Source organism: Streptomyces sp. Go-475, from assembly GCF_003330845.1.
Lineage (GTDB): Bacteria > Actinomycetota > Actinomycetes > Streptomycetales > Streptomycetaceae > Streptomyces.
This window is the reverse complement of record NZ_CP026121.1, coordinates 2,510,791-2,537,673: the sequence shown is the minus strand read 5'-3', so window position 1 is coordinate 2,537,673 and position 26,883 is coordinate 2,510,791. Positions and strand designations below refer to the sequence as shown.

General features: G+C 72.3%; 26 protein-coding genes. 9 read left to right on the top strand and 17 right to left on the bottom strand.

Annotation, left to right across the window (positions count from 1 at the left end):
* Positions 1-1,055: 1,055 nt before the first annotated feature.
* Both C1703_RS11645 and C1703_RS11640 read right to left on the bottom strand, forming a co-directional pair.
* Positions 1,056-1,643, bottom strand: a complete 588-nt coding sequence (locus C1703_RS11645; protein WP_114252091.1) for a class I SAM-dependent methyltransferase — start codon at positions 1,641-1,643, stop codon at positions 1,056-1,058.
* A gap of 245 nt (positions 1,644-1,888) precedes the next feature.
* Positions 1,889-2,338: a MarR family transcriptional regulator gene (locus tag C1703_RS11640; RefSeq protein ID WP_114252090.1), complete on the bottom strand. Its 450-nt coding sequence runs from the start codon at positions 2,336-2,338 to the stop codon at positions 1,889-1,891.
* A 97-nt stretch (positions 2,339-2,435) separates the two neighbouring features.
* Here C1703_RS11640 and C1703_RS11635 point away from each other — a divergent pair, with 97 nt between their 5' ends.
* Positions 2,436-3,458, top strand: a complete 1,023-nt coding sequence (locus C1703_RS11635) for an NADP-dependent oxidoreductase (protein WP_114252089.1) — start codon at positions 2,436-2,438, stop codon at positions 3,456-3,458.
* A 106-nt stretch (positions 3,459-3,564) separates the two neighbouring features.
* Positions 3,565-3,984: an organic hydroperoxide resistance protein gene (locus tag C1703_RS11630; RefSeq protein WP_114252088.1), complete on the top strand. Its 420-nt coding sequence runs from the start codon at positions 3,565-3,567 to the stop codon at positions 3,982-3,984.
* 68 nt (positions 3,985-4,052) lie between these two features.
* Here C1703_RS11630 and C1703_RS11625 read toward each other — a convergent pair whose 3' ends face one another.
* Complete coding sequence (locus C1703_RS11625) at positions 4,053-5,198, bottom strand: serine hydrolase domain-containing protein (protein WP_114252076.1); 1,146 nt, start codon at positions 5,196-5,198, stop codon at positions 4,053-4,055.
* On the bottom strand, positions 5,195-7,768 hold the full coding sequence (locus tag C1703_RS11620; protein ID WP_114252074.1) for a M14 family zinc carboxypeptidase: 2,574 nt from the start codon (positions 7,766-7,768) through the stop codon (positions 5,195-5,197). Before C1703_RS11620 ends, C1703_RS11625 begins: the two co-directional genes overlap by 4 nt.
* Before the next feature lie 197 nt (positions 7,769-7,965).
* On the opposite strand from C1703_RS11620, the gene C1703_RS11615 reads away from it, so the two are divergent.
* A complete protein-coding gene (locus C1703_RS11615) occupies positions 7,966-8,781 on the top strand; it encodes an EI24 domain-containing protein (RefSeq protein ID WP_114252072.1) in 816 nt (271 codons plus the stop codon).
* Here the strand turns inward: C1703_RS11615 and C1703_RS11610 are convergent.
* On the bottom strand, positions 8,744-9,976 hold the full coding sequence (locus tag C1703_RS11610; RefSeq protein WP_114252070.1) for a pyroglutamyl peptidase: 1,233 nt from the start codon (positions 9,974-9,976) through the stop codon (positions 8,744-8,746). The genes C1703_RS11615 and C1703_RS11610 overlap by 38 nt on opposite strands.
* Positions 9,977-10,064: 88 nt before the next feature.
* Positions 10,065-10,994 carry a LysR family transcriptional regulator gene (locus tag C1703_RS11605; RefSeq protein WP_232840455.1) on the bottom strand — a complete coding sequence of 310 codons (930 nt, stop codon included), beginning with the start codon at positions 10,992-10,994 and terminating at the stop codon, positions 10,065-10,067.
* Positions 10,995-11,053: 59 nt separating this feature from the next.
* Between C1703_RS11605 and C1703_RS11600 the strand changes: the two genes are divergently transcribed.
* Positions 11,054-11,440: a Rid family hydrolase gene (locus tag C1703_RS11600; protein ID WP_114252067.1), complete on the top strand. Its 387-nt coding sequence runs from the start codon at positions 11,054-11,056 to the stop codon at positions 11,438-11,440.
* 1 nt (position 11,441) lies between these two features.
* Here C1703_RS11600 and C1703_RS11595 read toward each other — a convergent pair whose 3' ends face one another.
* A complete protein-coding gene (locus tag C1703_RS11595) occupies positions 11,442-12,023 on the bottom strand; it encodes a TetR/AcrR family transcriptional regulator (protein ID WP_114252065.1) in 582 nt (193 codons plus the stop codon).
* Positions 12,024-12,087: 64 nt separating this feature from the next.
* Between C1703_RS11595 and C1703_RS11590 the strand changes: the two genes are divergently transcribed.
* A complete protein-coding gene (locus C1703_RS11590) occupies positions 12,088-14,559 on the top strand; it encodes a glycoside hydrolase family 3 protein (protein ID WP_114252063.1) in 2,472 nt (823 codons plus the stop codon).
* Between the two features lie 78 nt (positions 14,560-14,637).
* Here the strand turns inward: C1703_RS11590 and C1703_RS11585 are convergent, their stop codons facing one another.
* Positions 14,638-15,609 (bottom strand): aldose epimerase family protein, encoded by a 972-nt coding sequence (locus C1703_RS11585; RefSeq protein WP_114252061.1) that lies wholly within the window; start codon positions 15,607-15,609, stop codon positions 14,638-14,640.
* Between the two features lie 15 nt (positions 15,610-15,624).
* Complete coding sequence (locus C1703_RS11580) at positions 15,625-16,512, bottom strand: SGNH/GDSL hydrolase family protein (RefSeq protein WP_114252059.1); 888 nt, start codon at positions 16,510-16,512, stop codon at positions 15,625-15,627.
* Positions 16,513-16,771: 259 nt separating this feature from the next.
* On the opposite strand from C1703_RS11580, the gene C1703_RS11575 reads away from it, so the two are divergent.
* A complete protein-coding gene (locus C1703_RS11575) occupies positions 16,772-17,266 on the top strand; it encodes a DUF3145 domain-containing protein (protein ID WP_031111976.1) in 495 nt (164 codons plus the stop codon).
* A 77-nt stretch (positions 17,267-17,343) separates the two neighbouring features.
* Here the strand turns inward: C1703_RS11575 and fabF are convergent, their stop codons facing one another.
* From fabF to fasR, 5 genes are all read right to left on the bottom strand, one after another.
* Positions 17,344-18,615 (bottom strand): beta-ketoacyl-ACP synthase II, encoded by a 1,272-nt coding sequence (gene fabF, locus C1703_RS11570; protein WP_114252057.1) that lies wholly within the window; start codon positions 18,613-18,615, stop codon positions 17,344-17,346.
* Positions 18,616-18,723: 108 nt separating this feature from the next.
* Positions 18,724-18,972, bottom strand: coding sequence for an acyl carrier protein (locus C1703_RS11565; RefSeq protein ID WP_003989952.1), 249 nt, complete (start codon positions 18,970-18,972; stop codon positions 18,724-18,726).
* A gap of 81 nt (positions 18,973-19,053) precedes the next feature.
* Positions 19,054-20,055, bottom strand: coding sequence for a ketoacyl-ACP synthase III (locus C1703_RS11560; RefSeq protein WP_114252055.1), 1,002 nt, complete (start codon positions 20,053-20,055; stop codon positions 19,054-19,056).
* Between the two features lie 16 nt (positions 20,056-20,071).
* On the bottom strand, positions 20,072-21,007 hold the full coding sequence (locus tag C1703_RS11555; RefSeq protein WP_114252053.1) for an ACP S-malonyltransferase: 936 nt from the start codon (positions 21,005-21,007) through the stop codon (positions 20,072-20,074).
* Positions 21,008-21,096: 89 nt separating this feature from the next.
* The gene (gene fasR, locus C1703_RS11550; protein WP_114252051.1) at positions 21,097-22,302 is read right to left on the bottom strand and encodes a fatty acid biosynthesis transcriptional regulator FasR; all 1,206 of its coding nucleotides are present in this window, start codon (positions 22,300-22,302) and stop codon (positions 21,097-21,099) included.
* A 61-nt stretch (positions 22,303-22,363) separates the two neighbouring features.
* On the opposite strand from fasR, the gene C1703_RS11545 reads away from it, so the two are divergent.
* Positions 22,364-23,014 carry a pirin family protein gene (locus C1703_RS11545; RefSeq protein ID WP_114257378.1) on the top strand — a complete coding sequence of 217 codons (651 nt, stop codon included), beginning with the start codon at positions 22,364-22,366 and terminating at the stop codon, positions 23,012-23,014.
* Here C1703_RS11545 and C1703_RS11540 read toward each other — a convergent pair.
* Positions 23,011-23,826 carry a serine hydrolase domain-containing protein gene (locus tag C1703_RS11540; RefSeq protein WP_114252049.1) on the bottom strand — a complete coding sequence of 272 codons (816 nt, stop codon included), beginning with the start codon at positions 23,824-23,826 and terminating at the stop codon, positions 23,011-23,013. The two genes, C1703_RS11545 and C1703_RS11540, sit on opposite strands and share 4 nt — an antisense overlap.
* 17 nt (positions 23,827-23,843) lie before the next feature.
* Entirely contained in the window at positions 23,844-24,314 is a 471-nt protein-coding gene (locus C1703_RS11535; protein ID WP_114252047.1) for a GNAT family N-acetyltransferase, read from the bottom strand.
* 98 nt (positions 24,315-24,412) lie between these two features.
* Between C1703_RS11535 and C1703_RS11530 the strand changes: the two genes are divergently transcribed.
* The gene (locus tag C1703_RS11530) at positions 24,413-24,877 is read left to right on the top strand and encodes a MerR family transcriptional regulator (RefSeq protein WP_114257377.1); all 465 of its coding nucleotides are present in this window, start codon (positions 24,413-24,415) and stop codon (positions 24,875-24,877) included.
* A complete protein-coding gene (locus C1703_RS11525) occupies positions 24,874-25,887 on the top strand; it encodes an aldo/keto reductase (RefSeq protein ID WP_114252045.1) in 1,014 nt (337 codons plus the stop codon). The genes C1703_RS11530 and C1703_RS11525 overlap by 4 nt, the downstream gene beginning before the upstream one ends.
* 81 nt (positions 25,888-25,968) lie before the next feature.
* On the opposite strand, the gene C1703_RS11520 is transcribed toward C1703_RS11525, so the two are convergent.
* Positions 25,969-26,826 carry a DUF4429 domain-containing protein gene (locus C1703_RS11520; RefSeq protein WP_114257376.1) on the bottom strand — a complete coding sequence of 286 codons (858 nt, stop codon included), beginning with the start codon at positions 26,824-26,826 and terminating at the stop codon, positions 25,969-25,971.
* Positions 26,827-26,883 lie beyond the last annotated feature (57 nt).

Here is a 26,883-nt window from a genome sequence, read left to right as displayed (position 1 = left end):
TCGCAGGTTCGTCGGCTCAGTTTCCGTCAGTCATTCAGTTCGACGCGTTCGATATTTCGGCACACGTTCGAAATGCTGGCGTGACAGTAAGGACGGGGCGGTGGGGGTGTCAATGGGTCGCGCGCATAACGGTTTCGACAGTTTCGAAACCGCGGGCGCGGTGTGTCCCTACAGAACCTTCACAGCTGGATCTAGGAACGTGACCGGCGCGGAACTTAATCTTCCCGCGTCATGGACTACTGCGACCCGTGCCGACGGCACCTGAACGGCGCCCTCGCCTGCCCGGGGTGCGGCACCTCCGCCGAAGCGCTGCGCTGGCGTGAGCCGGGGTATCACGCCCCGTCCGTCATGGGTGAGGGCGTTGCCGAAGGAGCCGACGGGTCGGGCGGTGAGTACGGCGCTGACGGCTCTGACGGCGCCGATGACGGCCCCGATGAGGACGACGAGGGTGAGCCCCTGGGACGTGCCGCGCGGCGGCGTGGGCGGGGGCGTGGGGCGGTCGGGGAGGGGCCGGGTCCGGCCGGGGCGAGCCGGCGGGACCGGAAGGCCGCGGCGCACCGGCGGCGACGGCGCCGGACCCTGTTCGTCGCGGCCGGATTCGTGCTGGCGGCGGGCGGGCTGAGCCTCGCCGAACTCGGCATGGACGCACCGAAGTCGACACCGACGCCGGCGGCGGCCGGGGGCGAGTCGGCGGACGGGGACGCGTCGGTGGAGGCGGGGGAGACGGGCCGCTCGCCCGGGGGTGTCGCGGGGGCTGACGGGGCGGCCGGGTCCCCGAGTCCGGGGGCTTCCGACTCGCCGTCGGCTTCGGAGTCCCCGAAGGACGACCGGTCGAAGTCCCCGACGGAGGAGGCGACTGCGAGCGATCCGGAGTCGCCCACGACGGGCACGTCCCCGAACCGGCCGACGTCGGTCCCCACGGCCGCGCCCCCGGCGCCGGCGCCGACCCCGACCTCGGGCCGCACCACGCCGCCTCCCGCGCCGGAACCGTCACCTTCGGAAACCTGCAACCGCTTCCTGTGGTGGTGCACGTAGCGCCTTCGGCGCGGATGGCGTCACGGAATGTCTTTCAGGACCACCATTTCGCCCTTGCCGATCGGGAAGACGCAGCTGAGGTAGCCGTCCGAGGCCTCGACCGACTGCTTGAAGGTCTCCAACTGGTGAGCGTGAGAGACAGCGTTGTCGACCACCATCAGGCAGCCGTTCGCGAGAATGCGCTGGAGGGAGGGCCACCAGTCCGCGTACTGCCCGCGATCGCTGTCCAGGAACACGAAGTCGTACTCGCCGGCTCCGCGCGACTCGATGAACCGGCCGGCGTCGTCCGTGATCTGCCGGATGCGGGGCTGGAGCCCGGCGCGCTGGAAGTTCCGCTCGGCCATCGCGACCTTGCCGGGCGCCTGCTCGACGGTCGTCACCGAACCGCCGTCGCCCACGGCCTCGGCCAGCCACAAGGTCGAGTAGCCGTTGGACGTCCCGACCTCCAGGACGTTCTTGCAGTTGCCCGTCTTGATGAGCATCGTCAGGAACATGCCGGTGTCGTGCGTGATGTTCAGCATCTTTCGGCTTCGGTCGTCCGTCGCCGCGTCGTTCGCCTCGCCGAACTCCTCCAGCTCTCCCAGCAGTTCGACCAGATCCGCTCTCATCTCGCGTCCCCTCCTCGCTTCGAGGCGCCTCATCAGGTCATCAGGCTCTGCACGGCGACGAACACCCCGAGGAACGCCGGGGCCAAGGATATGGCTGACATCACGGCGAGATTGACGCTGAGCAGGTCCTGCGTCTGCAGCGTCCACGCCAGACCGACGGTGGACTACAGAAGGGCTGAGAAGCCGTCACGCAGCGGGCACCGTGCGTCAGGAAACCGGCGGCCGACCTTGTGCGGGGCGCGACCTCACCCCAGCATCCCCCGCAACGCGTCCCGCAGCGCCACCCGCTCCCCCTCCGACAGCCCGGCCAGCGGCTCCCGCGCGAACCGCAGCGACTCGCGCAGGCTCCGGGCCATCCGCCGCCCGTCCGCCGTGGCCGCCGCCACCTTCACCCTCCGGTCCGAGGGGTCCGGCCGCCGCTCCACCAGGCCACGCGCCTCCAGCCGGTCCACGATCCCCGTGACGTTCGACGGCTCGCACTTCAGCCGCTGCGCCAGTCTCCGCATCGGCAGTGGCTCCAGGCACAGCAGGCTCAGCAGTCGCGCCTGCGCCCCCGTGAGAGCGTGCTCCGCCGCCGCCTCCTCGTAGTCCTGGTGGAACCGCGCCACGACCTCCCCGATGAGCTCGACGACCTCGAGGGTCAGCGGATCCGGGCGGCTGGCGGCGTGCTGCGGGGTGGGTGTGGTGGAGGCCATGCGATCGAGGGTACCCGGTTATTTGACAACCTGAAATTTTCAGGAGCATGGTTGTTTCAGGTACTGAAACATTCGCTAACGTGAGGACAGGCGCACCATGACCGACACCCCCACCCTTCCCGCCGTCAGCCGCGAATGGCACCTGCTCAGCCGCCCGGTCGGCTGGCCGAAGCCCGAGGACTTCGCCCTGGTCGAGGCGGAGGTGCCGCAGCCCGGTGAGGGGCAGGTCCTCGTCCGGAACAAGTACCTCTCCGTGGACCCGTACATGCGCGGCCGGATGAGTGCCGCCAAGTCCTACGTCGCCCCGTTCGAGCTGGGCAAGGTCATGCAGGGCGGTGCCGTCGGCGAGGTCGTGGCCTCCAACGCGGAGGGGCTGTCCGTCGGGGACCACGTGCTGCACTTCTTCGGGTGGCGGGAGTACGCCGTCGTGGCCGCGAAGAACGCCGTGAAGGTGGACCCGGAGGCCGCGCCGCTGTCGGCGTACCTCGGTGTGCTGGGCATGACCGGCCTCACCGCCTACGCGGGGCTGCTGCGCACCGCCGCCTTCAAGGAGGGCGACGCCGTCTTCGTCTCCGGCGCCGCCGGGGCCGTGGGCGGTCAGGTCGGGCAGATCGCCAGGCTGAAGGGCGCCTCGCGGGTCATCGGGTCCGCCGGGTCGGAGGAGAAGGTGAAGCTCCTCGTGGAGGAGTACGGCTTCGACGCCGCCTTCAACTACAAGGACGGGCCCGTGAGCGAGCAGCTGCGCGCCGCCGCTCCCGACGGGATCGACGTCTACTTCGACAACGTCGGCGGTGACCACCTGGAGGCCGCCATCGGCTCCCTCAACCAGGGCGGCCGGATCGCCGTCTGCGGGATGATCTCCGTCTACAACAACACCGAGCCCGCCCCCGGCCCGAAGAACCTCGCCCGCCTGATCCAGACCCGCGGCCGGATCGAGGGCTTCCTGGTCGGGGACCACTACGACCTCCAGCCGGAGTTCGTGCGGGAGGTCGCCCCCTGGGTCGCCTCCGGTGAGCTGAAGTACCGCGAGACCGTCGTCGAGGGCATCGAGAACAACCTGGAGGCCTTCCTGGGCGTGCTGCGCGGCGACAACACCGGGAAGATGATCGTCAAGCTCTGAGGGTCCCCGACGCCCTTTGCTGGACTTCCGGCATGCGGTAGCTTCTTTCCGAATCCGTCCCGGCCCGGGCGCGAGCCGCGGCGGACGACCGAAGGAACACAACCGCATGCCGATCCAGCAGTCCGACGTCCTGTACACCGCCGTCGCCACCGCCGAGGGCGGGCGCGACGGGCGGGTGGCCACCGATGACGGCCGGCTCGACGTCGTCGTCAACCCGCCCGAGGCGATGGGCGGGAGCGGCGTCGGCACCAACCCCGAGCAGCTGTTCGCCGCCGGGTACAGCGCCTGCTTCCAGGGCGCCCTCGGCGTCGTCGCCCGCCAGGAGGGCGCCGACCTCACCGGGGCGACCGTGACCGCGAAGGTGGGCCTCGGGAAGAACGGGGACGGGTTCGGGATCATCGTCGAGATCTCGGCCGACATCCCGAAGGTGGACCGGGGCACCGCGCGGTCGCTGATCGAGAAGGCGCACGAGGTGTGCCCGTACTCGAAGGCGACGCGCGGGAACATCACCGTGACGCTCGTCTGACGGCACTCGTTGCCTACGCGGAGGCCGCATCCTTGGACGTGGGATGCGGCCTCCGTCCGTGTCCGGGGTCAGCGGGCGAGCGCCGCCCGGTGGACCGCCAGTGCCAGGCGGTCGTTCTCCGGGGCGGCCCCGCCGGGGAAGGCGAACCGGCGCCGCGTGTAGCCGTACGCGAGACCGCTCCACGGGTCCGCGAAGCCTTGCGAGCCGCTCGCGCCGCTGTGCCCGATCGTCCCGGCGCCGAGGAACGGGTGCCACGCGTCGGCCGTGGTCTGGAAGCCGAGGCCGAACGACTTGTGGGCCCGGGCCACCAGGTCGTAGCCGGCCGAGTGGAACTGGCCGAACTCCGCCACGGTGTCCGGCTTCAGCAGCGGCGCCTGCTCGCCCACCTCGCTGATCGCCGCCGCGTACATCCCCGCCAGGCCCCGCGCCGACGCCACCCCGCCCACCGACGCCGGGCCCTTCGCGCGCACCAGCGGCATGTTGGGGAGCGCGGCCAGGTCGGTCGGCTCGGGCGCGTGGCGGTTGAAGGCGATCGAGGCGAGGGTGTGCGGGCCCGTGGGGTCGGCGTCGAGGAGGGCCTGCTGGCCCGGGGTCGGGGCCATCGGCTGGGTCGTGCGGAAGCGCGGCTCCAGGGGCGCGGGCAGGCCGAGGAAGAAGTCCAGGCCGTACGGGGCCCTGATCCGCTCCTGGTACACCTCCTGGAGCGTGCGGCCCGTGGCGCGGCGTACGACCTCGCCGGACAGGGCGCCGGCGACCAGGGCGTGGTAGCCGAACGCCGTGCCGGGCCGCCAGAACGGCCGCTGGTCGGCGAGGCGTTCGGCGAGCTGGCGGTCGTCGGCCAGCTCCGCGAGGGTGAAGCCGCTGTCCGTGCCGACCACCCCGGCCCGGTGCGCGAGCAGCTCGCGCAGGGTCAGGGCGCCCTTGCCCTCGGCCGCGAACTCGGGCCAGTAGTACGTCACCTTGCGGTCCAGTTCCAGCGTGCCGTCCTGGACGAGGAGGGCGACGACCAGGGCGGCGGCGCCCTTGGTCGACGAGAACACACCGTAGAGGGCGTCCGCGTCGGTCCCCGCCCACAGGTCGACGACCTTGCGGCCCTGCACGTAGGCGCACAGCTGGCCCTCGTAGTCGGGGCGTTCCCCGGCCACGAACGCGGCGAACTCCTCGCGTACGTCCTCGAAGCCGTCCGCCACGGTGCCGTGGATCTCCTGCGTCATCCGCTCTCCTCACCTGAACCGCTGTGTGCCACTGTGAACAATGCCCGTGCCACCTGCGGGAATTCCCCCTTCGGATGGTCCCGGAAGAGGGGTTCTGTGCCGAACAGGACCGTGCGCCCGCCGCTGACCACGCAGGCCTGCCCCGCGGCCTCGGCGGGGCCGCCGGTGCCGTCCCGGAGCGGGCGCCAGTGTCCGGAGACCAGCGGGTTCCCGGTCGCGTACGACTGCTCCACGCGCACGCCGGGGCCGAGGCCGGTGAACCAGAGCGGCGCGTAGACGAAGCCGTGGGACGGCGCGTCCCGCGTGACGCCGCCCGAGTTCACCGTGCGGACGACGCCGTTGGCGGCTCCGTTGCCCTCGACCGGCTCGACGGCCAGCCGCCCCGCCGCCGTGTTCAGGGCCGCTCCCGTCGCGCCCCGGCCCACCAGGCCGTGGCCGTCGAGGAAGGCGTCCAGGGCCCTGCGGGCGGGGGCCGACAGGGCGGCGCGGTCCAGCCCGGCGGAGACGAACAGCACGTCCGTGCCGGACCAGTCGAAGCCCGCGTTCAGCACCGCCGTCGAGACCGGCGTGACGTCGAAGCCCATCTCCCGCAGCGCGAACAGCTCACCCGGTGTGACGGCGGCGGCGACCCGGACGCGGCGCAGGGGGGCCGTGCCGGTCGCCCGCGTGGCCGTGAAGGCGACGTCGTGGGCGCGGGCGGCGGAGAGCGCGGCGCGGCGGGCCGACGCCGGGACGATCGCGCTGCCGTCCGCCGACCGGCGCACCGGAACGCCCTGCCGGAGAAGGGAGTTGAGCGCGGCGACCTCCCGCGGGTCGGTCAGCCGCAGGCGGAGGTCGCCGTACGCGGGCACGTGGGCGACGGGGGCCGCCTCGGTGACCGGGCGCAGGGGCGCGCCCCGCAGGCTGCCCGACGGCACCCGCTCGACCGTGGCACCCCACAGCCGGCCCAGGCTCCAGCCGGAGATGTCGTACATCTCCGAGACCCGGTCGCTGATGTCGCGGCCGTCCGCCAGCAGCACGTTCGCCATGCCGCGCTTGGGCTGGTGCAGGTCGACGACGTAGGAGCCCCCGGGGTACGTCCGTCCGGCGAGGCGGAAGGGGCGGGTGGCGCGGGTGACGCGGACGTCGTTGGCGAGGAGGTGGTCGACGAGGCGGGCGGCGGCGGGCGCCGAGCGCTGGGTGCGGGAGGTGCCGGGCGGGATGACGTAGGCGCGCGGGAAGGTGGTCGTGTAGACGTCCTCCGGGCCGATGCCGGGGACGCCGGGGACCGTCTCCGGCGACACCGGGACCTGCGGGGCACCGGCCGCGCCGCGGCGGAAGACCTCGATCTGGTCGGCGACGAGCCCGGCGCGGTGCTCGCGGACGTGGTCCAGCGTCGCGCGGATCGCCGCGCCCGCCACGGCCGTGTTGACCGCCGCGCGGCGGCGCAGCTCCGGGACGGGCAGCTCGTCGTACTCGTCGTTGTTCACCGCCAGCGGGATCTCCACCGTGTGGGCGGCGACCGTGCCGTGGAAGGCCGCGTACTGCGGGGTGAAGACGGGCGGCCAGTCGTCCCAGCCCTCCTCCTGGTCGCGGAACGGGATCTGGGCCGGTTCCACGCCGTCCTTCGCGGGCGTGTAGCCGAGGGCGTTGACCGCGGACTCCATGCCGAGGGCGTTGGCGTAGGAGTTCTTCAGGAAGAGGTCGTACTCGTAGTTCTCGCCGTGCGGGGGAGTGGTCGGCTCGATGAGCGTGCCGTTGACGTAGCCGTGCAGGTCCAGCAGGACGGCCGGCTGCTTGTCCAGCTCGATCTGCCGCATGGCGCGCGTCTCGGGCTGGGAGGCGGTGACGAAGTCCCGGTTCAGGTCGAAGCCGTTCGCGTTGGCGCGGGTACCGGCGATACGGCCGTCCGGGTTGGCCGTGATGGTGAAGTACAGGCGGCTGTGCGCGAGGAGGTCGCGGGTCTTGGCGTCCTCGGCCGTCGCGAGCTGCTCGACGATCCTCAGGGCGGCGTCCGTGCCCTCCCACTCATTGCCGTGGATGTTGCTGTTGACGAAGACCGGCGTCTTGTAGTCCCGCTCGATCTCGCGTGACCTGGCGGCCGTCGCGGGCGCGTTCTCGATCAGGTCGCGCATCCGCTCCTGGGCGCGGGCCTCGCGGGCGGTCTCCGGGGCGGTGACGGTGACCAGGTAGAGGCGGTGGCCGCCGGCCGAGCGGCCCGTCACCTCCACACTGACCCGGTCCCCGAGGCGTTGCAGCGCGTTCAGCTTGGGGGCGATCGCGTGGTACGGGGTGAGGCCCAGCTTCAGGGACTTGTCGCCGGGGTTCACCGGGTCGGGGGAGAGGGCCTGGCGACGGGGGTAGCCGCGGGTGTCCGCCGCGGGGGAGGTCTCCTCGGGAGCGGCCAGGGCCCGCCGGGCGGCGCTGGCGGGAGCCTGGGCCGCCCGGCCGTCCAGGGCGGCGCCCTCGCGGGTGACGGGCTTCGGGTCCGCGCCGGCGGTGCCGGGGGCGAGCAGGAGCGACCCCGCCGTGGCGAGGGTGAGGGTGACGATCAGCGCAGGTCTCGCAGGAACGGTTCTCGTGGTGCGCACGCAGTACCTCCTCCGGGGCTTCCTGAGATCGGTACGGCGAGGTGTACCGGTTGGACTCAACCGCAACAAGGGCGCGTTGGTGTCACCGGTGACCCGGATGGCTCTGCGGAGCGCGCCCGCCCGACCTGCGCGGCCTGTGACAGCGGTGTGACCGGAGCGCGTCAAGAGCGCGACACCGGCCCCGATAGGGTCGTCCCATGCGCGATCTCGGGGTGGGTTTCCGGTACCTGCTGAAAGGCCAGCGGTGGGTGGCCCGGCACGGCAGGAGTTACGGCTTCGGGCTGCTCCCGGGCCTGATCACCCTCGTGCTGTACGCGGCGGTGCTCGTCGCGCTGGCGCTGTGGGGCGAGGACGTCGTGGCCTGGGCGACACCGTTCGCCGACGACTGGTCGAGCCCCTGGCTCGGGCTCTTCCGCGGCTTCCTGACCGCCGTGCTGTTCGCCCTCGCCCTGCTCCTGTCCGTCGTGACGTTCACCGCGATGACGCTGCTCATCGGGCAGCCCTTCTACGAGAACCTCTCCGAGAAGGTCGACCGGGACGTGTCCCCGGACGGGCACGCCCCCGAGTCGGGGCTGCCGCTCTGGCGCGAGCTGTGGATCTCCGCCCGGGACAGCCTCCGGATCGTCGTGCGGGCCGCCCTGTGGGGCGTGCTGCTGTTCGCCTGCGGGTTCATCCCGGTCGCCGGCCAGACGGCCGTACCGGTGATCGGGTGCTTCGTCACCGGGTTCTTCCTCACCGAGGAGCTGACCGCCGTCGCCCTCCAGCGCCGCGGCGTCGAACTGCGTACCCGGCTCGGCCTGCTCCGCTCCCGCAAGACCCTGGTCTGGGGCTTCGGCGCGCCGCTCGCGGTGGCCTTCCTGGTGCCGTTCGTCGCGGTGTTCCTGATGCCGGGCGCGGTCGCGGGCGCCACCCTCATGGCGCGTGAACTCCTCGGCGAGGAGACCCGCGAGGACGGCGAGGAGGGCGACCGGGCCGTCACGACCCTTCCGCAGCCACCCTCAGGATCGTCCTGACCTGGGCGATGATGTCCAGCCGGTTCTTCACGAACTCCGGGTCGGTGACCTCGGTGGTGTTCCCGGCGCCGAACTGCAGCACCGGCGTGTGCACATGCCCGCCCGGCAGGACGTCGCGCAGCCCCAGCCGGTCCCGCAGCAGCGTCGCCCGGTAGGCGATCTCGTTGGAGAGGTAGTCCCCGCCGCCGCCCTGGCGGGCGGAGGAACCGGGGGTGGGCCCGTCCGGGCGTACGACGGGCTCGGTGCCGCCCGCCGGGATCTCCGTGACGCTCGTGTTGTCGTAGACGGGGAAACGGCCGGTGTCCGCGGCGACGATCGCCCGGTAGGGCAGCGTGGTCGTCGTCCACTGGGGCTGCGAGGCGGGGTCGGTGACGGGGATCGTCCCGGTACGGCCGATGTTCTCGTTGTCCCCGAAGCCGCCCCGCCAGGCCCCGTTGGTCCGCTCGATGTCGAACCGGCCGACGCGGCCCTGGCTCACGGTCGTGAACAGGTCCACCTTCGGCAGGTGGGGCCGCAGCGCCCGCTCCACCGCTCCGTCCGTGAAGTCCCGCCAGCGCACCGGGAACACGGCCGTCTCGATCCGGGCCGGGCCGTCCGCCGTCTCGACGACCCTGCCGTCGAGGGCGAGCGCGGTGGCGCCCGACGGGTTGGAGATGCGGATGTCCCGGTCCAGGGTGAACGGGTCGAAGCCGGTGAGCAGGATCCGCTTCAGGCCCTTGCCGTGCGGATAGCCGATGGCCGTCTGGCCGCGCGAGGTGCGCTCCAGCTCGTCCAGCAGCGCGGCCCGCTGCCCGTCCGTCAGGCCGAACTGCGGCTCCCAGGTGCGCACTTCGCGGGTCATGCCGAGCCGCGCCCAGTACAGCGGCCGGTCGTCCTCCCGGCTCAGGTCCCCGCCCGCGGGGCCGCGCCCCTGCGCCCGGTCCACGGCCCGCCGCCACAGCTGTGCCCCCTCGCGGGTGACGGCCCGGCGGGCCTCGCCGTAGGAGCGGGCCGTGTTCAGCGCCCGGGCCAGCCGCGGGGCCACGACGTCGAAGCCGGAGCGGCGCAGGATCTCCTGCGGGGCGGCCCGGTCGAGCCGCTGCTCCTCGACGGTGGGGGAGGGGGCCGCCTCGGCGGCGCTCGCGGACGGGGGGACGGTGAGGCCGGTCAGCAGCGCGAGGCCGAGGACGCCGAGGCGAACGCGTAGGGATTTCAAGGGGGTTGAGCCCTTCCGTCACGGTGGGGGTGGCGTGGTGCCGGACGGCGGAAGTATCGCGTGAGGGCCGTGGTCCACGCCATGGGGCTCAGGCGGGGATCCTCGCCGTCGCCTCCCGCAGCGCACCGAGGAAGGCCGCGGCGGCGGGTGTCAGGGACCGCCCCCGCACGGCCGCCGCGTACACCGCCCGGGCCGTCGCCTCCTCGTCCAGTACCCGCAGCAGCCTGACGTCCGGGCGGACCGACTCGGCGGCGAGCGCCGGCACCAGCGCCACCCCGAGCCCGGCGGCGACATAGCCCTGCTTGGCGGTCCACTCGCCGACGACATGGGCGACCCGCGGCCGGAACCCCTGGCGCAGGGCCGCGTCCAGCAGGGTGCCCTCGGGGCGGGCGCTGCCGGAGATCCAGTCGGCGTCGGCGAAACGGCCCAGCGGCACCGGGCCGTCCTGCCCGGCGAGGGGATGGTCCGCCGCCACGGCGACGTACAGCGGCTCGTCGAGGAGGTGGTGGAGCGCGTACGACTCCAGCGGCGCGCGGCCCGTCGTCGACACGATCGCGAGGTCCAGGTGACCGGCCGTCAGCCGCTCCAGCAGAGCAGGGGTGAAGCCCTCCTCGCGGGTGACGCGGACCCGGGGGTGGCGGGTGTGGAAGCGGGCCAGGGCGTGCGGCACCAGGGCCGCGTCGGCGGTGGGGAAGGCGCCGAACCGGAGCCGTCCGCCGGCCGCCTCGCGCAGGGCGCCGAGGTCGCGCCGGGCGTCGTGCAGCGCGGCGGCGACCGTCTCGGCGTGCGGCACCAGGAGCCGTCCGGCCTCCGTCAGCCGGACCCCGCGCGGCAGCCGGTCGAAGAGCGGCCCGCCCCCCAACGCGGCCTCCAGCGAGGCGACTTGCCGGGACACCGCGGACTGCGTCCAGCCGAGCGCCCGCGCGGTCACCGTGAACGAGCCGTGCCGGGCGACCTCCAGGAACACCCGCAGCCAGACGGTGGACAGGTCGGGCACCTCGTCATGCGGAGTCGGCATGGGAGACATGCTAGACATTCGCTTGTCGCATCAACGAGGTCACGCCTACCTTCGGCGGCATGCAGATCACCCTGGACAACCCCGCCTCCGCGCCCCAGCCCCTCAGCCCGTACTACTCCCAGGTCGCCCGCCTCGAACAGGCCGACGGCAGCGCCCTGTTGTTCGTCTCCGGGCAGATCGCCGAGGGCGCCACCCTCGCCGAGCAGACCCAGGGCGTCTTCGAGACCCTCACCGCGCTGCTGGCGGCCCACGGCGCCACCCTGGCCGACGTGGTCAACATCCGCACCTACCTGACCGACATCTCACGGCTGGAGGAATACGGCACCGTGCGACGGCGGTTCCTCACCGGCACCCCGCCGACCAGCATGACCTTCGAGGCGGCCCGCCTCTTCCGTCCCGAGGCGCTCGTCGAGGTGGAGGTCGTGGCGGCCGTGCCCGCCCGCTAGTTCAGTCGGCGCTCTCGCCGAGCAGCGTCAGGAAGTCGCGGAACGCCGCCGCCATGTCCACCGACTCCGGGTCCAGCAGCCACTGGTACTGCAGGCCGTCCAGGATCGCCACCAGGAGCGGCGCGGCCCGCTCGGGGGTGAGACCGCTCGGCAGGCGGTCGCCGTACTCGGCGCGCAGCACCCCGGCCATACCGGCGCGCACCTCGACGTAGCGCTCGGTGAAGTACGCCCGGGCGGGGTGCCCTTCCGTGACGCTCTCGCCGAGCAGCGCCGAGAACGTCTGGATGATGGCCGGCCGCATCGCGTTGTACTCGACCAGCGAGGCCAGCAGGTCCAGCCGCAGCCGCCCGGCGGGCACGGCGTCCCAGCGGTCCCGCTCCTGGAGCACCGCGACCAGCAGCGCCTCCTTCGTCGGGAAGTGGTGCAGCAGCCCCTGCTGGGTGAGCCCGACCCGCTCGGCGACCGCGGCCAGGCTCGCTCCCCGGTAACCGCGCTCGGCGATCACCTCCAGCGCGGCCCGCACGATCTCCGCCCGCCGTTCCTCGCTCCTGGTCCTGGCCCTCATGGCGTCACCGTACGACAAGCCGCACGGGGAAATATTACGACGGGATAACGAAACCTACCGCCTCACAGGCGCGAGGTGCACGATGGTGACATCCAGCGGCTTTCGACGTGGAGGTGCCGACGTGGCTCAGACAGCGGAGGAACGGCGCGAGGCGGCCGTCGAGGCGGCCCTCGGCAAGCTCGACCTGGACGCCAAGACCCGGCTGCTGGCCGGCCAGGACATGTGGAGCCTGCCCGCGCTGCCGGAGGCGGGCCTGCCGTCGCTGGTCATGTCCGACGGCCCCATCGGCGTCCGCGGAGTGCACTGGAGCGCCGACGACCCGTCAATCGCCCTGCCCTCCCCGACCGCCCTCGCCGCCACCTGGGACCCCGCCCTCGCCCACCGGGCCGGAGTGCTGCTCGCCCAGGAGGCCCGCCGCAAGGGCGTCCACGTCCTGCTCGCCCCCACGGTCAACCTGCACCGCTCCCCGCTCGGCGGCCGCCACTTCGAGGCCTACAGCGAGGACCCGTACCTGACCGGGCGGATCGGCGCCGCGTACGTCCGCGGCGTCCAGTCCGGCGGCGTCGGCACCACCGTCAAGCACTTCGTCGCCAACGACGCCGAGACCGACCGCTTCACGGTGAACAACGTCGTGAGCGAACGCGCCCTGCGCGAGCTGTACCTGGCGCCCTTCGAGTTCATCGTCGGCAACGCCCACCCGTGGGGCGTCATGACCGCCTACAACACGGTCAACGGCACGACCATGACCGAGCACCACCACCTGGTGAACGACGTGCTGCGCGGCGAGTGGGGCTTCGACGGCGTCAACGTCTCCGACTGGCTGGCCGCCCGCTCCACCACCGGCGCCCTCGCCGGCGGCCTGGACATCGCGATGCCCGGACCGCGCACCGTGTACGGCGAGGCCCTCGCCCGGGCCGTACGGGACGGCGAGGCCGACGAGGCCCAGGTCGACGAGGCCGTCCGCCGCGTCCTGCGCCTCGCCGCCCGGGTCGGCATCCTTCAGGGCGCCGACCCGGTCGTCACCGACCTGCCCGAGACCGTCGACGGCACCTCGCTCGCCCGCGAGGTCGCCCGCCGCTCCTTCGTCCTCGTCCGCAACGAGAACGGCGTGCTGCCGCTGAAGCCCGGCCGCGTCGCGCTGATCGGCGCCGCCGCCCGCGACGCCCGCGTCCTCGGCGGCGGCTCCGCCACCGTCTTCCCCGCGCACGTCGTCTCCCAGCTGGACGGACTGACCGCCGTCCTGCCCGATCTCACCTATGCCGTCGGCGCCGACCCGAGCACCGAACTCGCCATCGCGGACCGCGGCTTCGCGCTGCACGCCGTCTGCCGCGACGCCGACGGCCAGGTCATCGGCACCCGCACCGCGCCCAACGGCCACATCCAGTGGATGGGCTCCGACCTCCCCGACGGCGTCACGCACGAGAACCTGCACACCGTCGAACTGACCGGCACCTTCACCCCGCGCGAGAGCGGCACCCACACCTTCGGCATCAAGGGCCTGGGCGCCTTCACCCTCACCCTCGGCGGCACGACGTACTACGACGACGTCCAGCGCCCCGCCAAGGACGACCCCTTCGTCAGCTTCTTCGGCGCCCCCGAGCCCCGCGCCGAGGTCCAACTCACCGCGGGCGAACCGGTCGACGTCTCCCTCACCCACGCCGTCCACCTCCCCGACGACGCCGCCCTCAAGGTCATCGCCTTCACCCTCGCCCACCAGGAACCCCGGCGCGACCCCGACGAGCTGATCGCCGAGGCCGCCGCCGCTGCCCGGGCCGCCGACACGGCCGTCGTCGTGGTCGCCACCACCGAACGCGTCGAGTCGGAGGGCTTCGACCGCACGGACCTGCGCCTGCCCGGCCGCCAGGACGACCTGGTCCGGGCCGTCGCCGCCGCCAACCCGAACACCGTCGTGGTCGTCAACTCCGGCTCCCCGGTGGAACTGCCGTGGCGCGACGACGTCGCCGCCGTGCTCCTCACCTGGTTCCCCGGCCAGGAGGGCGGCGCGGCCCTCGCCGACGTGCTCACCGGCGCCCACGAACCCGGCGGCCGGCTGCCCACCACCTGGGGCTCCCTGGCCGACGCCCCGGTCACCCGGGTCGTCCCGGAGAACGGCGAACTTACCTACGACGAGGACGTCTTCATCGGCTACCGCGCCTGGGAGAAGCACGGCCGCGCCCCCGCCTACCCCTTCGGCCACGGCCTCGGCTACACCGACTGGACCTACGAGTCGGTCGAGGTGGCGGGGACCGCCGAAGGGGCCACCGTGAAGGTCCGCCTCCGCAACACCGGCGACCGTCCCGGCCGCGAGGTCGTGCAGCTCTACCTCGCCCCGGGCGAGCCCGACCCCACCCGTCCGGCACGCCGGCTGGCCGGCTTCGCGGGCGTCGAGGCCGCACCCGGCGAAAGCGTCGAGGCGACCGTCGAACTGCCCCGCCGCGCCTTCGAGATCTGGGACGAAGCGACCGGCTCGTGGTCGTTTGTGAAGGGTTCGTACGAGATCCAGGTCGGGCGCTCGATCACGGACCGCAGAATCACCGCGACGATTAACGTCTGAGACGGGACGAGTTCCCCACCGAGCAGCCCCGGTCCGGGACCTGACCTCCGGACCGGGGCTCATGGTCTCCCGGCGGGTCTATCGCACGCCGAACCCGTACACCGTCTCCGAGCGGAACACCTCGCCCGGCCGCAGCACGGTCGTCGGGAACTCCGGCCGGTTCGGGGAGTCCGGGAAGTGCTGCGTCTCCAGCGCGATGCCGTCACCGGGCGCGAAGGGCTCGCCCAGGTGGTCGGCGGTGTACAGCTGGAGGCCGGGCTCGGTCGTCGCCACCGTCAGCACCCGCCCGGACGCCGGGTCGTGCAGCTCGGCGACCTCCACCGGAGCGTCCGTCACGCCCTTGTCGAGCACGAAGTTGTGGTCGTAGCCGGAGCCGACCTTGCGGGCCTCGCGGAAGTCGAAGCGCGTGCCCGTCACGTCGTCCGGACTGCCGGTCGGGATCAGGTCCGCGTCGACCGGCGTGTACCGGGAGGCCGCCAGCCGCAGCTCGTGCCCGCCCGCACCGCCCGCACCACCCAGGTCGAAGTAGCTGTGGTTCGTCAGGTTCACCACGGTCGGCGCGTCCGTCACCGCCTCGTACGCGATCCGCAGCGCCCCGCTCTCCAGCAGCGTGTACGTCGCCGTGACCGCCAGCCGCCCCGGGAACCCCTCCTCGCCGTGCGGACTGACCCGCGCCAGCCGCACCCCGTGCTCCACCGGCGCCGCGTCCCACACCCGCTTGTCGAAGCCCAGGGCTCCGCCGTGCAGCGCGTTCGGCCCGTTGTTCGGTTCGAGCGCGTACGTCCGCCCGTCCAGCGGGAACCGGCCGCCGGCGATCCGGTTGGCGTACCGCCCGACCAGGGCACCGAGGTACGGCTCCGGGTGGGCGAGATAGCCGTCGAGGTCCGGGAACCCCAGCACCACGTCCCCGGCCCGCCCCTCCCGGTCCGGCACCTCCACGGACTGCACGATCCCGCCGTACGTCAGCACCCGCACCCGCACGCCCGCCCGCTCCAGGGTCCAGCGGTGCACCGGAGTTCCGTCGGAAAGTGTGCCGAATAGTTCGTTCATGTGCGGAACCCTAAGTCAGGGGTTCTTCGCCGTGACGGTGCGGTACGCGATCTCCGCCAGCCGGGCCTGTCCGTTCACGCTCGGGTGGAAGTAGTCCCAGCGGCTCAACTGGGCCGTGCCGAAGCGGTAGTCGTACACCGCGCCCCCGTCGTAGCGGCACCGCTCGTCCTGGGCGCAGACCTCCTTCAGGACCTTGTTGTAGTCCTCCACCCGCTTCTGCACCGTCTCCCGCCGCAGCGTCGCCGCGGTGTCCAGGGCGTTCGCGTCGCCCAGCATCGACGGGCAGATGCCCAGCTGCCACACCTGCCTGGCCATCGGGCTGCCACGGCCCTCGGACCACAGCCGCTTCAGGTCCGGCACGCTCGCCACGAACACCTGGGCCTTCGGCAGGGCCTTGCGCAGGGAGCGCAGCGAGTCCTCGAAGTCGGCGCGGAAGGCGGGGACCGGGGTCATCGCCGAGGGCGTGGACCGGCAGGCGTCGTTCGCCCCGACCATCACCGTCACCAGCTGCGGTTTCCGCCGCACCGCCCGGGCGATCTGCCCGGGCAGGTCGGCCATCCGCGCCCCCGTCACCGCGTAGTTCCAGCTGCGCTCGGCGGCCCCGGCCCGGCCCAGCAGCCGCACCGCCAGCGAGTCGACCTCGGGGCTGGCGCCGGTCGCCCAGGACGCCTCCGGGCAGTCCGACAGCACGTCACAGGCGTCGAAGGCGCGCGTGATGGAATCGCCGACGGCGGCGACGGAACTCGGACTGCGGTCCCACAGGGGCGTCGGACTGGGGGACGGCTTCGCGGCGTCGGACGGGGCGGGGGAGTCGCCCCCCACGGCGTCACACCCGGCCACACCCACCACGGCGGCCGCGACCAGGGCGAGAACGGCCCGTGAGCGGTGGCTTCGCTTCCGCATTCCTGGTCCATCCCCTCGCCGCGCCGTGCCTGTCTCCCCAACCCATAACAACGCACGAGGGTTCCCGGCCGATCACGTGCAACGGCTCACACCCGTACAAGCGTCCCCCTGGGTGAATGGCGGGCGTTTCCCGGCACCGGGACCGACCGTACGTCACACTCCTTGCGCCCCCGCACGGTAGCCTCGCCATCAACGTGACCCGCCCGGTCACCGCCGTTCCGCCCGTTTCCAAGATGGTCCGCTCTGCCCGGAGGTTCCGGTGACGACACGTGGAGTTCTGTACGTGCACTCCGCGCCGCGCGCGCTGTGCCCGCACGTCGAGTGGGCCGTCGCCGGGGTGCTCGGCACACGCGTCAGCCTCGACTGGATCCGGCAGCCCGCCGCCCCGGGCACCTGGCGCTCGGAGTTCTCCTGGCAGGGCCAGGCGGGCACGGCCTCCAAGCTCGCCTCCGCGCTGCGCGGCTGGCACCTGCTGCGCTTCGAGGTCACCGCGGAGCCCTGCCCCACCGCCGAGGGCGAACGCTACAGCTGCACCCCCGACCTGGGCATCTTCCACGCCGTCACCGGCATCCACGGCGACATCCTCATCCCCGAGGACCGGCTCAGAGCGGCCCTCCAGCGCAGCCGGCAGGGCGAGACCGACCTGGAAGCCGAGCTGAACAAGCTGCTCGGCAAGCCCTGGGACGACGAGCTGGAACCCTTCCGCTACGCGGGCGAGGGCGCCCCGGTCCGCTGGCTCCACCAGGTGGTCTGATCTCTTTTCCGCGCATACGGAAGGGCCCCCACCCGTAGGTGGGGGCCCTTCCCGTGGAACGTGTGGGAGCGGCGTCCTCACACGGTCCGGAACGCCAGCACCACGTTGTGCCCGCCGAACCCGAACGAGTCGTTCAGCGCGGCGATACGCCCCTCGACCGGGAGCTTGCGAGCCTCACCACGGACGACATCGGCATTCGCCTCCGCCTCCGGGTCCAGGTTCTCCACGTTGATAGTCGGCGGAGCCACCCGGTGGTACAGCGCGAGCACCGTCGCCACCGTCTCGACCCCGCCCGCGCCACCGAGCAGATGCCCGGTCATCGACTTCGTCGCCGACACCGCGATGTGGTCGGTGTCGTCACCGAACACCTTCCGCAGCGCCTTCAGCTCGGCGATGTCACCGGCCGGCGTCGACGTCGCGTGCGCGTTGACGTGCACGATCTCCGCCGGGTCCAGGTCGGTGCGCTCCAGCAGGTTCTGCAGGGCGTGCGAGATGCCCCGCCCCTCCGGCTCCGGCTGCACGATGTCGTGGCTGTCGGCGGAGATGCCCTGCCCGACCGCCTCCGCGTACACCCGGGCCCCGCGCTTCGCGGCGTGCTCGGCGGACTCCAGGACGACGACACCGGCGCCCTCACCGAGGACGAAGCCGTCGCGGGCCACGTCGTAGGGGCGCGACGCGCCCTGCGGGTCGTCGTTGTTCTTGGACATCGCCATCATGTTGCCGAACGCGGCGATGGGCAGCGGGTGGATCGCCGCCTCCGTGCCACCCGCGACGACGACGTCGGCGCGGCCGGTGCGGATCATCTCGATGGCGTAGCCGATGGCCTCGGCGCCCGACGCGCAGGCGGACACCGGCGTGTGCACACCCGCCCGGGCACCCACGGCCAACCCCACGTTGGCCGACGGGCTGTTGGGCATCAGCATGGGAACGGTGTGCGGGGAGACGCGGCGGACGCCCTTCTCCTTCAGCACGTCGTACTGGTCGAGCAGCGTCGTCACGCCGCCGATGCCGGAGGCGATGACCGCGCCGAGCCGGTCGGGGTCGACGCTCGGGTCCTCGCCGGCCTTCGCCTCGAAACCGGCGTCGGCCCAGGCCTCCTTGGCCGCGACCAGCGCGAACTGCGCCGAGCGGTCCAGTCGGCGGGCCTGCGGACGCGGGATGACCTCGGTCGGCTCCACGGCGACCGGGGCCGCGATACGGACCGCCTGCTCGGCGGCCCAGTCCTGCTCCAGGGGCTTGACGCCGGAACGTCCGGCGACCAGGCCCTCCCAGGTAGAGGCTGCGTCGCCACCCAGCGGTGTGGTTGCGCCGATACCGGTGACGACCACGGTGCGATTGGTCGAGCTCACGGGAATTCTTTCTCCAACGGATACGAGGAGGACAACCCCCGCTTTCGCGGGGACAACGGCGCCACCGCCGGGTGGCGGGGCAGTCAGCCCAGAGGCCTGATCGGTCGATCAGCCCTGGTGCTTGAGGATGTAGTCGGTCGCGTCGCCGACGGTCTTGAGGTTCTTGACGTCCTCGTCCGGGATCTTGACGTCGAAGCGCTCTTCGGCGGCGACGACGACCTCGACCATGGACAGCGAGTCGACGTCCAGGTCGTCGGTGAAGGACTTGTCCAGCTGGACGTCCTCAACCGGGATGCCGGCGATCTCGTTCACGATCTCGGCGAGACCGGCGACGATCTCTTCCTGAGTGGCGGCCATGTCGGCGCTCCTTCGTAGATATTCAGAGGGTGTGGCAGGTGGTTCTTCCCGTCCCGGACCGCATGATCCGGCACGGAGTGCCTAGGGGAGGGTAACGACAGTCGCGGCGTAGACGAGACCCGCCCCGAAGCCGATGACGAGCGCGGTGTCGCCGCTCTTCGCCTCGCCGGTCGCCAGGAGCCGCTCCATCGCGAGCGGGATCGAGGCGGCCGAGGTGTTGCCGGTGGTGCGGATGTCACGCGCGACCGTGACGTGCTCCGGCAGTTTCAGCGTCTTCACCATCGAGTCGATGATCCGCACGTTGGCCTGGTGCGGGATGAAGACGTCCAGGTCGTCCACGGTGATCCCGGCCGCGTCCAGCGCCTGCTGGGCGACCTTCGCCATCTCGAACACGGCCCAGCGGAACACCGCCTGGCCTTCCTGGGTGATCGCGGGGAACTTCTCGACCGTCCCGTCGCGGTAGTCCGTCCACGGCACGGTCTGCTTGATGGTGTCGGACTTGTCGCCCTCGGAGCCCCACACGGTCGGGCCGATCGCGGGCTCCTGGGAGGGGCCGACCACGACCGCGCCGGCGCCGTCGCCGAACAGGAAGGCCGTCGCCCGGTCCTCCAGGTCGGTCAGGTCGCTCAGCCGCTCGACGCCGATCACCAGGACGTACTCCGCCGAGCCCTCGACGATCATGCCCTTGGCGAGGGTCAGGCCGTAGCCGAAGCCCGCGCAGCCCGCCGAGATGTCGAAGGCGGCGGCCTTGTCGGTGCCCAGCTTGTCGGCGATCTCGGTGGCGACGGCCGGCGTCTGCTTGAAGTGCGAGACGGTCGAGACGATCACGCCGCCGATCTGCTCCACGGAGATGCCCGCGTCCGCGATGGCCTTGCCGGACGCCTCGATCGACATCGCGGCGACGGTCTCCTCGTCGGAGGCCCAGTGCCGCGTCTCGATGCCGGAGCGCGAGCGGATCCACTCGTCGGACGACTCGATCGTCTCCAGGATCACCTCGTTCGGCACGACCCGGGTCGGGCGGTAACCGCCGACGCCGAGGATCCGCGCGTACGGGGCGCCCTTGCTGGGCTTGATCTTCGCCATGCTCTCGGGCTCCTTGTCAGACACCGTGCTCGGCGATGAGCTCGCGAGCCGCGTCGAGGTCGGCGGGGGACTTCAGGGCCAGCGTCTTCACCCCGGGCAGGGCCCGCTTGGCGAGGCCGGTGAGGGTGCCGCCGGGGCACACCTCGATCAGGGCCGTGACACCCAGCTCCTTGAAGGTCTCCATGCACAGGTCCCAGCGGACCGGGTTGGCGACCTGGCCGACCAGGCGCTCCAGCACCTGGCCGCCGGCGGCGACGGCCTGCCCGTCCGCGTTGGAGACGTAGGTGACCTTCGGGTCAGCGACGTGCCGGGCATCGGCGGCGGCCTTCGCCAGCGTCTCGACGGCGGGGGCCATGTGGTGCGTGTGGAACGCGCCGGCGACCTTCAGCGTGACGACCTTGCGCACGCCCTCGGGCTTGTCCGCCTCCAGCGCGGCGAGCTGTTCCTTGGTGCCGGCCGCGACGATCTGGCCCGCGCCGTTGATGTTGGCGGGGGTCAGGCCCAGCTTCGTCAGATGCGGGATTGTCACCTCCGGGTCGCCGCCCAGCAGTGCGGCCATGCCCGTCTCGGTGACGGCGGCGGCCTCCGCCATGGCGCGCCCACGGGTGCGGACCAGACGGAGCGCCTCCTCGTGGGGGAGCACCCCGGCGAGCGAGGCGGCGGTGAACTCGCCGACGCTGTGACCGGCGATGGCACCGACCTTCCGCGGGAGGTCGGCCGGGTCCTCGAACAGCAGGGCCGCGGACGCCATGCCGGCCGCGACGAGCAGCGGCTGCGCCACCGCGGTGTCGCGGATCTCCTCCGCGTCGGCCTCGGTGCCGTAACGGATCAGGTCGATCCCCGCGGCGTCGGACCATGCCTCCAGGGCACCGCGGACACCGGGGAAGTCGAGCCATTCAGTCAGGAAGCCGGGCGTCTGGGCGCCCTGGCCGGGAGCGACGAGTACGAGCACTCTCACACTCTCTCTTGGGGACGGGCACGGCCGCCCGTGGGGACAGGGACGAAGAACACGAGGGGGTTTTGTCGAGCCCCGACAAAACCTTAGGGCTGGAGATCTCCATCGACCAGACGCCCCAGGATCAGCGCGATCCGCAGCGTGAAGGCAGAGCGTACATCGGAGGGTGACCATCCGGTGACGTCAGTCACACGTCGAAGCCGGTAGCGGACGGTGTTGGGATGCACGAACAGCATCCGCGCGGCGCCTTCGAGACTGCTCGCCTGTTCGAGATAGACGCTGAGGGTCTCCAGGAGCGCGGCCCCGGCCTCCTCCAGCGGTCTGTAGATCTCCTCCACCAGCTGCTCGCGGGCCGAGGGGTCACCGGCGATCGCCCGCTCCGGAAGCAGGTCGTCCGCCAGGACCGGGCGCGGGGCGTCCTGCCAGGCGGAACACGCCTTCAGGCCGGCCGCCGCGGCCTGCGCGGACCGGGTCGCGGCCTGCAGGTCGGGCACCACCGGGCCCGCCACGACCGGCCCGGCGGCGAACGGGCCGATCAGCGACTTGGCGACGGCCAGCGGGTTGTCGCTGCCGCCGGCGATCACCACCAGCCGGTCCCCGAGCACCCCGGTCAGCACCTGGAGCTTGGCGTGCCGGGCCGCGCGCCTTATGGCCTCGACGGTCAGCTCGCTGTCCCCGTCGGGCGCCGTGCCGAGCACCACGCACACGTGCTCGGGCGAGTTCCACCCGAGGGCGGCGGCCCGCGACACGGCCCCTTCGTCGGCCTCGCCGCTGAGCACGGCGTTCACCACCAGGGACTCCAGCCGGGCGTCCCAGGCGCCGCGTGCCTCGGCGGCCTGGGCGTACACCTGGGCGGTGGCGAAGGCGATCTCCCGGGCGTACACGAGCAGCGCCTCGCGCAGCACGCTCTCGTCGCCGGGGGCCGCGACCTCGTCGATCGCGGACTCCATCACCTCGATGGTGGTGCGCACCATCTCCACGGTCTGCCGCAGCGTGATCGCCCGGGTCAGCTCGCGCGGCGCGGTGCCGAACACGTCGGTGGAGATGGCCTGCGGGGCGTCCGGATGCCGGAACCACTCGGTGAACGCGGCGATACCCGCCTGCGCGACCAGACCGATCCAGGAACGGTTCTCCGGGGGCATGGCCCGGTACCAGGGCAGCGTCTCGTCCATCCGCGCGATGGCCTGCGCGGCGAGTGATCCGGAGGACTTCTCCAGCCGCTTCAGGGTCGCGGCATGTGCGTGGAGGTCACGGGCTGCGGCTGCGTTCTTGCTGGTTTCGGGTTCGGGCACGGGACAAGACTGCCTTATCCGGACGGGAAGGTGCGCCGCCGGGTCTACGGTGGACCCCGTGATGGACATTCGGCGCGCCGACGAGCGCTACCAGGGCGGCGACCCGGCAGCCGGAATCGAGAGCCGGCACGCCTTCTCCTTCGGGTCCCACTACGACCCGGACAACCTCCGCTTCGGCGCGGTGCTCGCGTGCAACGAGGAGCGGCTCGCCCCGGGGGCCGGGTTCGACGAGCACCCGCACAGCCACACCGAGATCGTGACGTGGGTGGTGGAGGGCGAGCTGACGCACCGCGACTCCACCGGGCACGAGTCGGTCGTCCGCCACGGCGACGTGCAGCGCCTCAGCTCGGCGGGCGGGGTGCGCCACGTGGAACGCAACGACGGCCCGGAGCCCCTGACGTTCATCCAGATGTGGCTGGCCCCGCTGCGGCCCGGCGGCGACCCGTTCTACGAGGTCGTCCACGGCATCGCCGACTCCACGCCGTACGCCGTCCCGGAGGCCGGCGCGATGCTGCACGTGCGGCGGCTGGGGCCGGGGGAGCGGACGGCGGTGCCGGACGCGGCGTACGCGTACGTGCACGTCGTGCGCGGTGAGGTGCGCCTGGACGGCGAGACGCTCGGTGCCGGGGACGCGGCCCGCATCACCGGCGCCAAGGGCCTGGAGGCGGAGGGCGTGACGCGGGCCGAACTCCTCGTCTGGGAGATGACCTAGAGCTCCGCGAGCACCGCGTCCGTGAAGGGCGGCCACGCCTCGATCGCCCACGGCCCGAACGCCCGGTCCGTCAGCGCCACGCAGGCCGCCCCCGCGTCGGGGTCGATCCACAGGAACGTACCCGACTGCCCGAAATGCCCGAACGTGCGCGGGGAGGACGAAGAGCCGGTCCAGTGCGGGGACTTGGAGTCGCGGATCTCGAAGCCGAGCCCCCAGTCGTTGGGGTTCTGGTGGCCGTACCCCGGCAGGACGCCCTTGGTGCCCGGGTAGTGCACGCTCATCGCCTCGGCGACCGTACGGGGATCCAGCAGCCGCGGCGCCTGCACCTCGGCCGCGAACCGCAGCAGGTCCTCGACCGTGGACACCCCGTCCTTGGCCGGGGAGCCCTCCAGGGTCGTCGAGGTCATGCCCAGCGGCTCCAGCACGGCCTGCCGCAGGTACTCGGCGAACGGGATGTCGGTCGCCTTCTCGACGTGGTCGCCCAGCTGCTCGAAGCCGGCGTTGGAGTACAGCCGCCGCTCCCCGGGCGGGGCCGTGACCTTGTGCTCGTCGAAGGCGAGGCCCGAGGTGTGCGCGAGCAGGTGCCGGACCGTCGAACCGGCCGGGCCTGCGGGCTCGTCGAACTCGATCGCCCCCTCCTCGTACGCGACGAGCACCGCGTACGCGGCCAGCGGCTTGGTCACCGACGCGAGCGGGAACCGCTGCCCGGCCGGGCCGTGTGTGCCGAGGACGGTGCCGTCCGCCCGGACGACACCCGCCGCGGCGGTGGGAACCGGCCAGTTCTCGATCAACGCGAGGCTCTTCAGCGACATGCGTCGAGCCTATGCGCTCAGAGCTTCAGCTCCAGCAAGGGGTTGGGCTTGGGCCGGAACCCGAGGGAGGCGTACAGCGGCTCGGCCTCTTCCGAGGCGGTGAGCTGCACCCGCCGGGCGCCGCGCTCCCGGAACCACTCCAGCAGCGTGGTCATGCACGCGCGCGCGTACCCGCGGCGCCGCGCGTCCGGGTCGGTGGCCACGCTGAAGACGAAGCCCACCTGGCCGTGCGGATCGCCCGCCTTGCCGATGCGGTAGTCGATCGTCCCGGCCACCAGCGAGGCCAGCGCCCCCGGCCGCTCCGGGTGGTCGACGACGAACGCCGCGAAGTCCCCGTCCCGTTCGCCCAGTCTGCTCCTCAGCGTCGGGAGGGACTCCCCGTGCCAGTCGACGCCGGAGTGAGTGGCGAACACCGCGTCGATCATCACTTGTCGCAGACGCAGGACTTCCTCGGCGTCCTCGGGCAGGGCACGGCGTACGAGACTCATGGCTGTCTACGCTAACGAGCCGGATCAAGAGGCGTCCTGCCGATTTCTTACCTTCGGCGCTTGCTTGGAGTGCACTCCAAGGTTCTAGCGTGGGGGTCATGACGGTGATGGAGACCACGGGGACGAGGACCGACACCTGCGCCGGCCCGCCGCAGCAGAACCGGCGTCCGGACGGCGCGGACCGCTACACGATCAGCGAGGTCGTCGCCCTGACCGGCCTGACGGCACACACCCTGCGCTGGTACGAGCGCATCGGCCTGATGCCGCACATCGACCGGTCCCACACCGGCCAGCGCCGCTACACCAACCGCGACCTGGACTGGCTCGACCTCGTCGGCAAGCTCCGGCTGACGGGCATGCCGGTCGCCGACATGGTGCGGTACGCGGAACTGGTGCGCGAGGGCGACCACACCTACGGCGAGCGCTTCGAACTGCTGAAGACGACCCGCGAGGACGTCCTCGCGCGGATCGAGGAACTCCGCGGCACGCTCGCCGTGCTCGACCGGAAGATCAGTTTCTACGCGGACGCCGGGCGTGCCCTGGCGTCGGAGAGGTCCCGATGACGGACGGCAGGATCACGACGGCGAAGCTCGGCGACCACGGCCCGGAGGTGGGCGTTCAGGGCCTGGGCTGCATGGGCATGAGCTTCGCCTACGGCCCCTCGGACGCGGACGCGTCCCGGGCCACCCTGGAACGGGCCCTCGAACTGGGCGTCACCCTCTACGACACGGCCGACGCGTACGGCGCCGGCGAGAACGAGCGGTTCCTGTCGCCGTTCTTCAAGGCACACCGCGACGAGGTCGTCATCGCGACCAAGTTCGCCCTGTCGATCCCCGCCGACGACCCGACGCGCCGTGTCGTGCGCAACGACCCGCCCTACATCCGCCAGGCCGTCGAGGCGAGCCTGAAGCGCCTCGACGTGGAGGCCATCGACCTCTACTACATGCACCGGCGCGACGTGAACGTGCCGATCGAGGAGAGCGTCGGCACGATGGCGGACCTGGTCCGCGAGGGCAAGGTCAAGCACCTGGGCCTGAGCGAGGTCACGGCCGACGAACTGCGCGCCGCGCACGCCGTGCACCCCATCGCCGCGGTGCAGTCGGAGTGGTCGCTGTTCAGCCGCGACATCGAGACGCACGTCGTCCCCGCGGCCCGCGACCTCGGCGTGGCCCTCGTCCCGTACTCCCCGCTCGGCCGGGGCTTTCTGACCGGCTCGTTCGCCAGCGCGGAGGAGCTCTCCTCCGACGACTTCCGCCGCCAGCAGCCCCGCTTCACGGGCGACAACGCGACGGCCAACGCGACCCTGCTGGAACTGATCCGCACGGTGGCCAAGGCCCACGACGCCTCCCTCGGCCAGATCGCCCTGGCCTGGGTCCAGCAGCAGGCGACGCTCCGCGACCTCCCGGTCATCCCGATCCCCGGCACCCGCAAGCCGTCGAGGGTGGAGGAGAACACGGCGGCGACCAGGATCGTCCTCACGGACGAACAACTGGACCTGCTGGACGGCATAGCGGCCCAGGTGGCGGGCAACCGCTACGCGGACATGGCGTTCACTTCCGCAGGCAGGGAGTAGGGGAACGCCTTGGGGGCGCGGGGAACTGCGCGAACGACCACGCACCACCCGCGCCCGCCGACTCACCGAACCCGGCAGACGCTAAAGCTCCGCCAACAACTCGGCCTTCTTGACCGAGAATTCCTCATCGGTCACCAGCCCGGCCTGATGCAACTCCCCGAGATGCCGAATCCGCTCGGCGATGTCCGCAGGGTCCCGGCGCGCCGCAGCCGCGGGAACGGCCGCCACCGGACTGGACGTCCGCACAGCGGAAAGCACCGCCGCCGCGAACGGCAACGACTCGTGCACCGGCCCGTACCCCAGCCCGAACACCACCGCCGCCGGATCCTGATCGGCCTGCACGGCCGGCGCCCCCGTCTCCCGCCGCAGCAACCGCAGATGCCCCTCGAAGACCTCCGGCGACCGCCACTCCACCCCGTTGAGCTCCCCGACGGAGAAGTTCTGGTCCCCGGCCTTCCACTTCGCCGACGACGCCCCCGTCCAGAACCACCGGAAGCTCACGGTCCGCCCGTCGAAGGTCGCCTTCCCGTCGTACGCCTTGAACGACAGCGGCCCCTTCGGCGGCTCCACGAGGAATCGATCCGCCGGCCCGGACTCCGTCAGCAGCCCGCGCAGTTCGTCGGCGTAGTACTCCGCGAGCACCTCCCGCTCGGCGGGCAGCACCAGCCGGTAGGGGTCGCCGCTCTCCTTCAGCTGCCCGGCGGCCGCCTCCATCAGCGGATCCGCACCGGGCCGCGGCTCGACGCGCAGCACGACCGTGCCGCGTTTCCCGCGCGTCAGCGTCACCCCGGCGATCGCCTCCAGGGGCACTCGGCGTTCCCCGAGCGCCTGGAAGAGCTTGGGTGTTCGAATCCCCCGTTCGTAACGGATGAGCACGGAGTCGGACTCGAACTCCCAGGCGGCATGAAATCCGGCCAGTACGTCACCCATGCGGCTCATCGTATGCGGCACGCGCCCCTCCGTCCCCCTCCCGAGCAGACCGCAATTCCTTCGCCT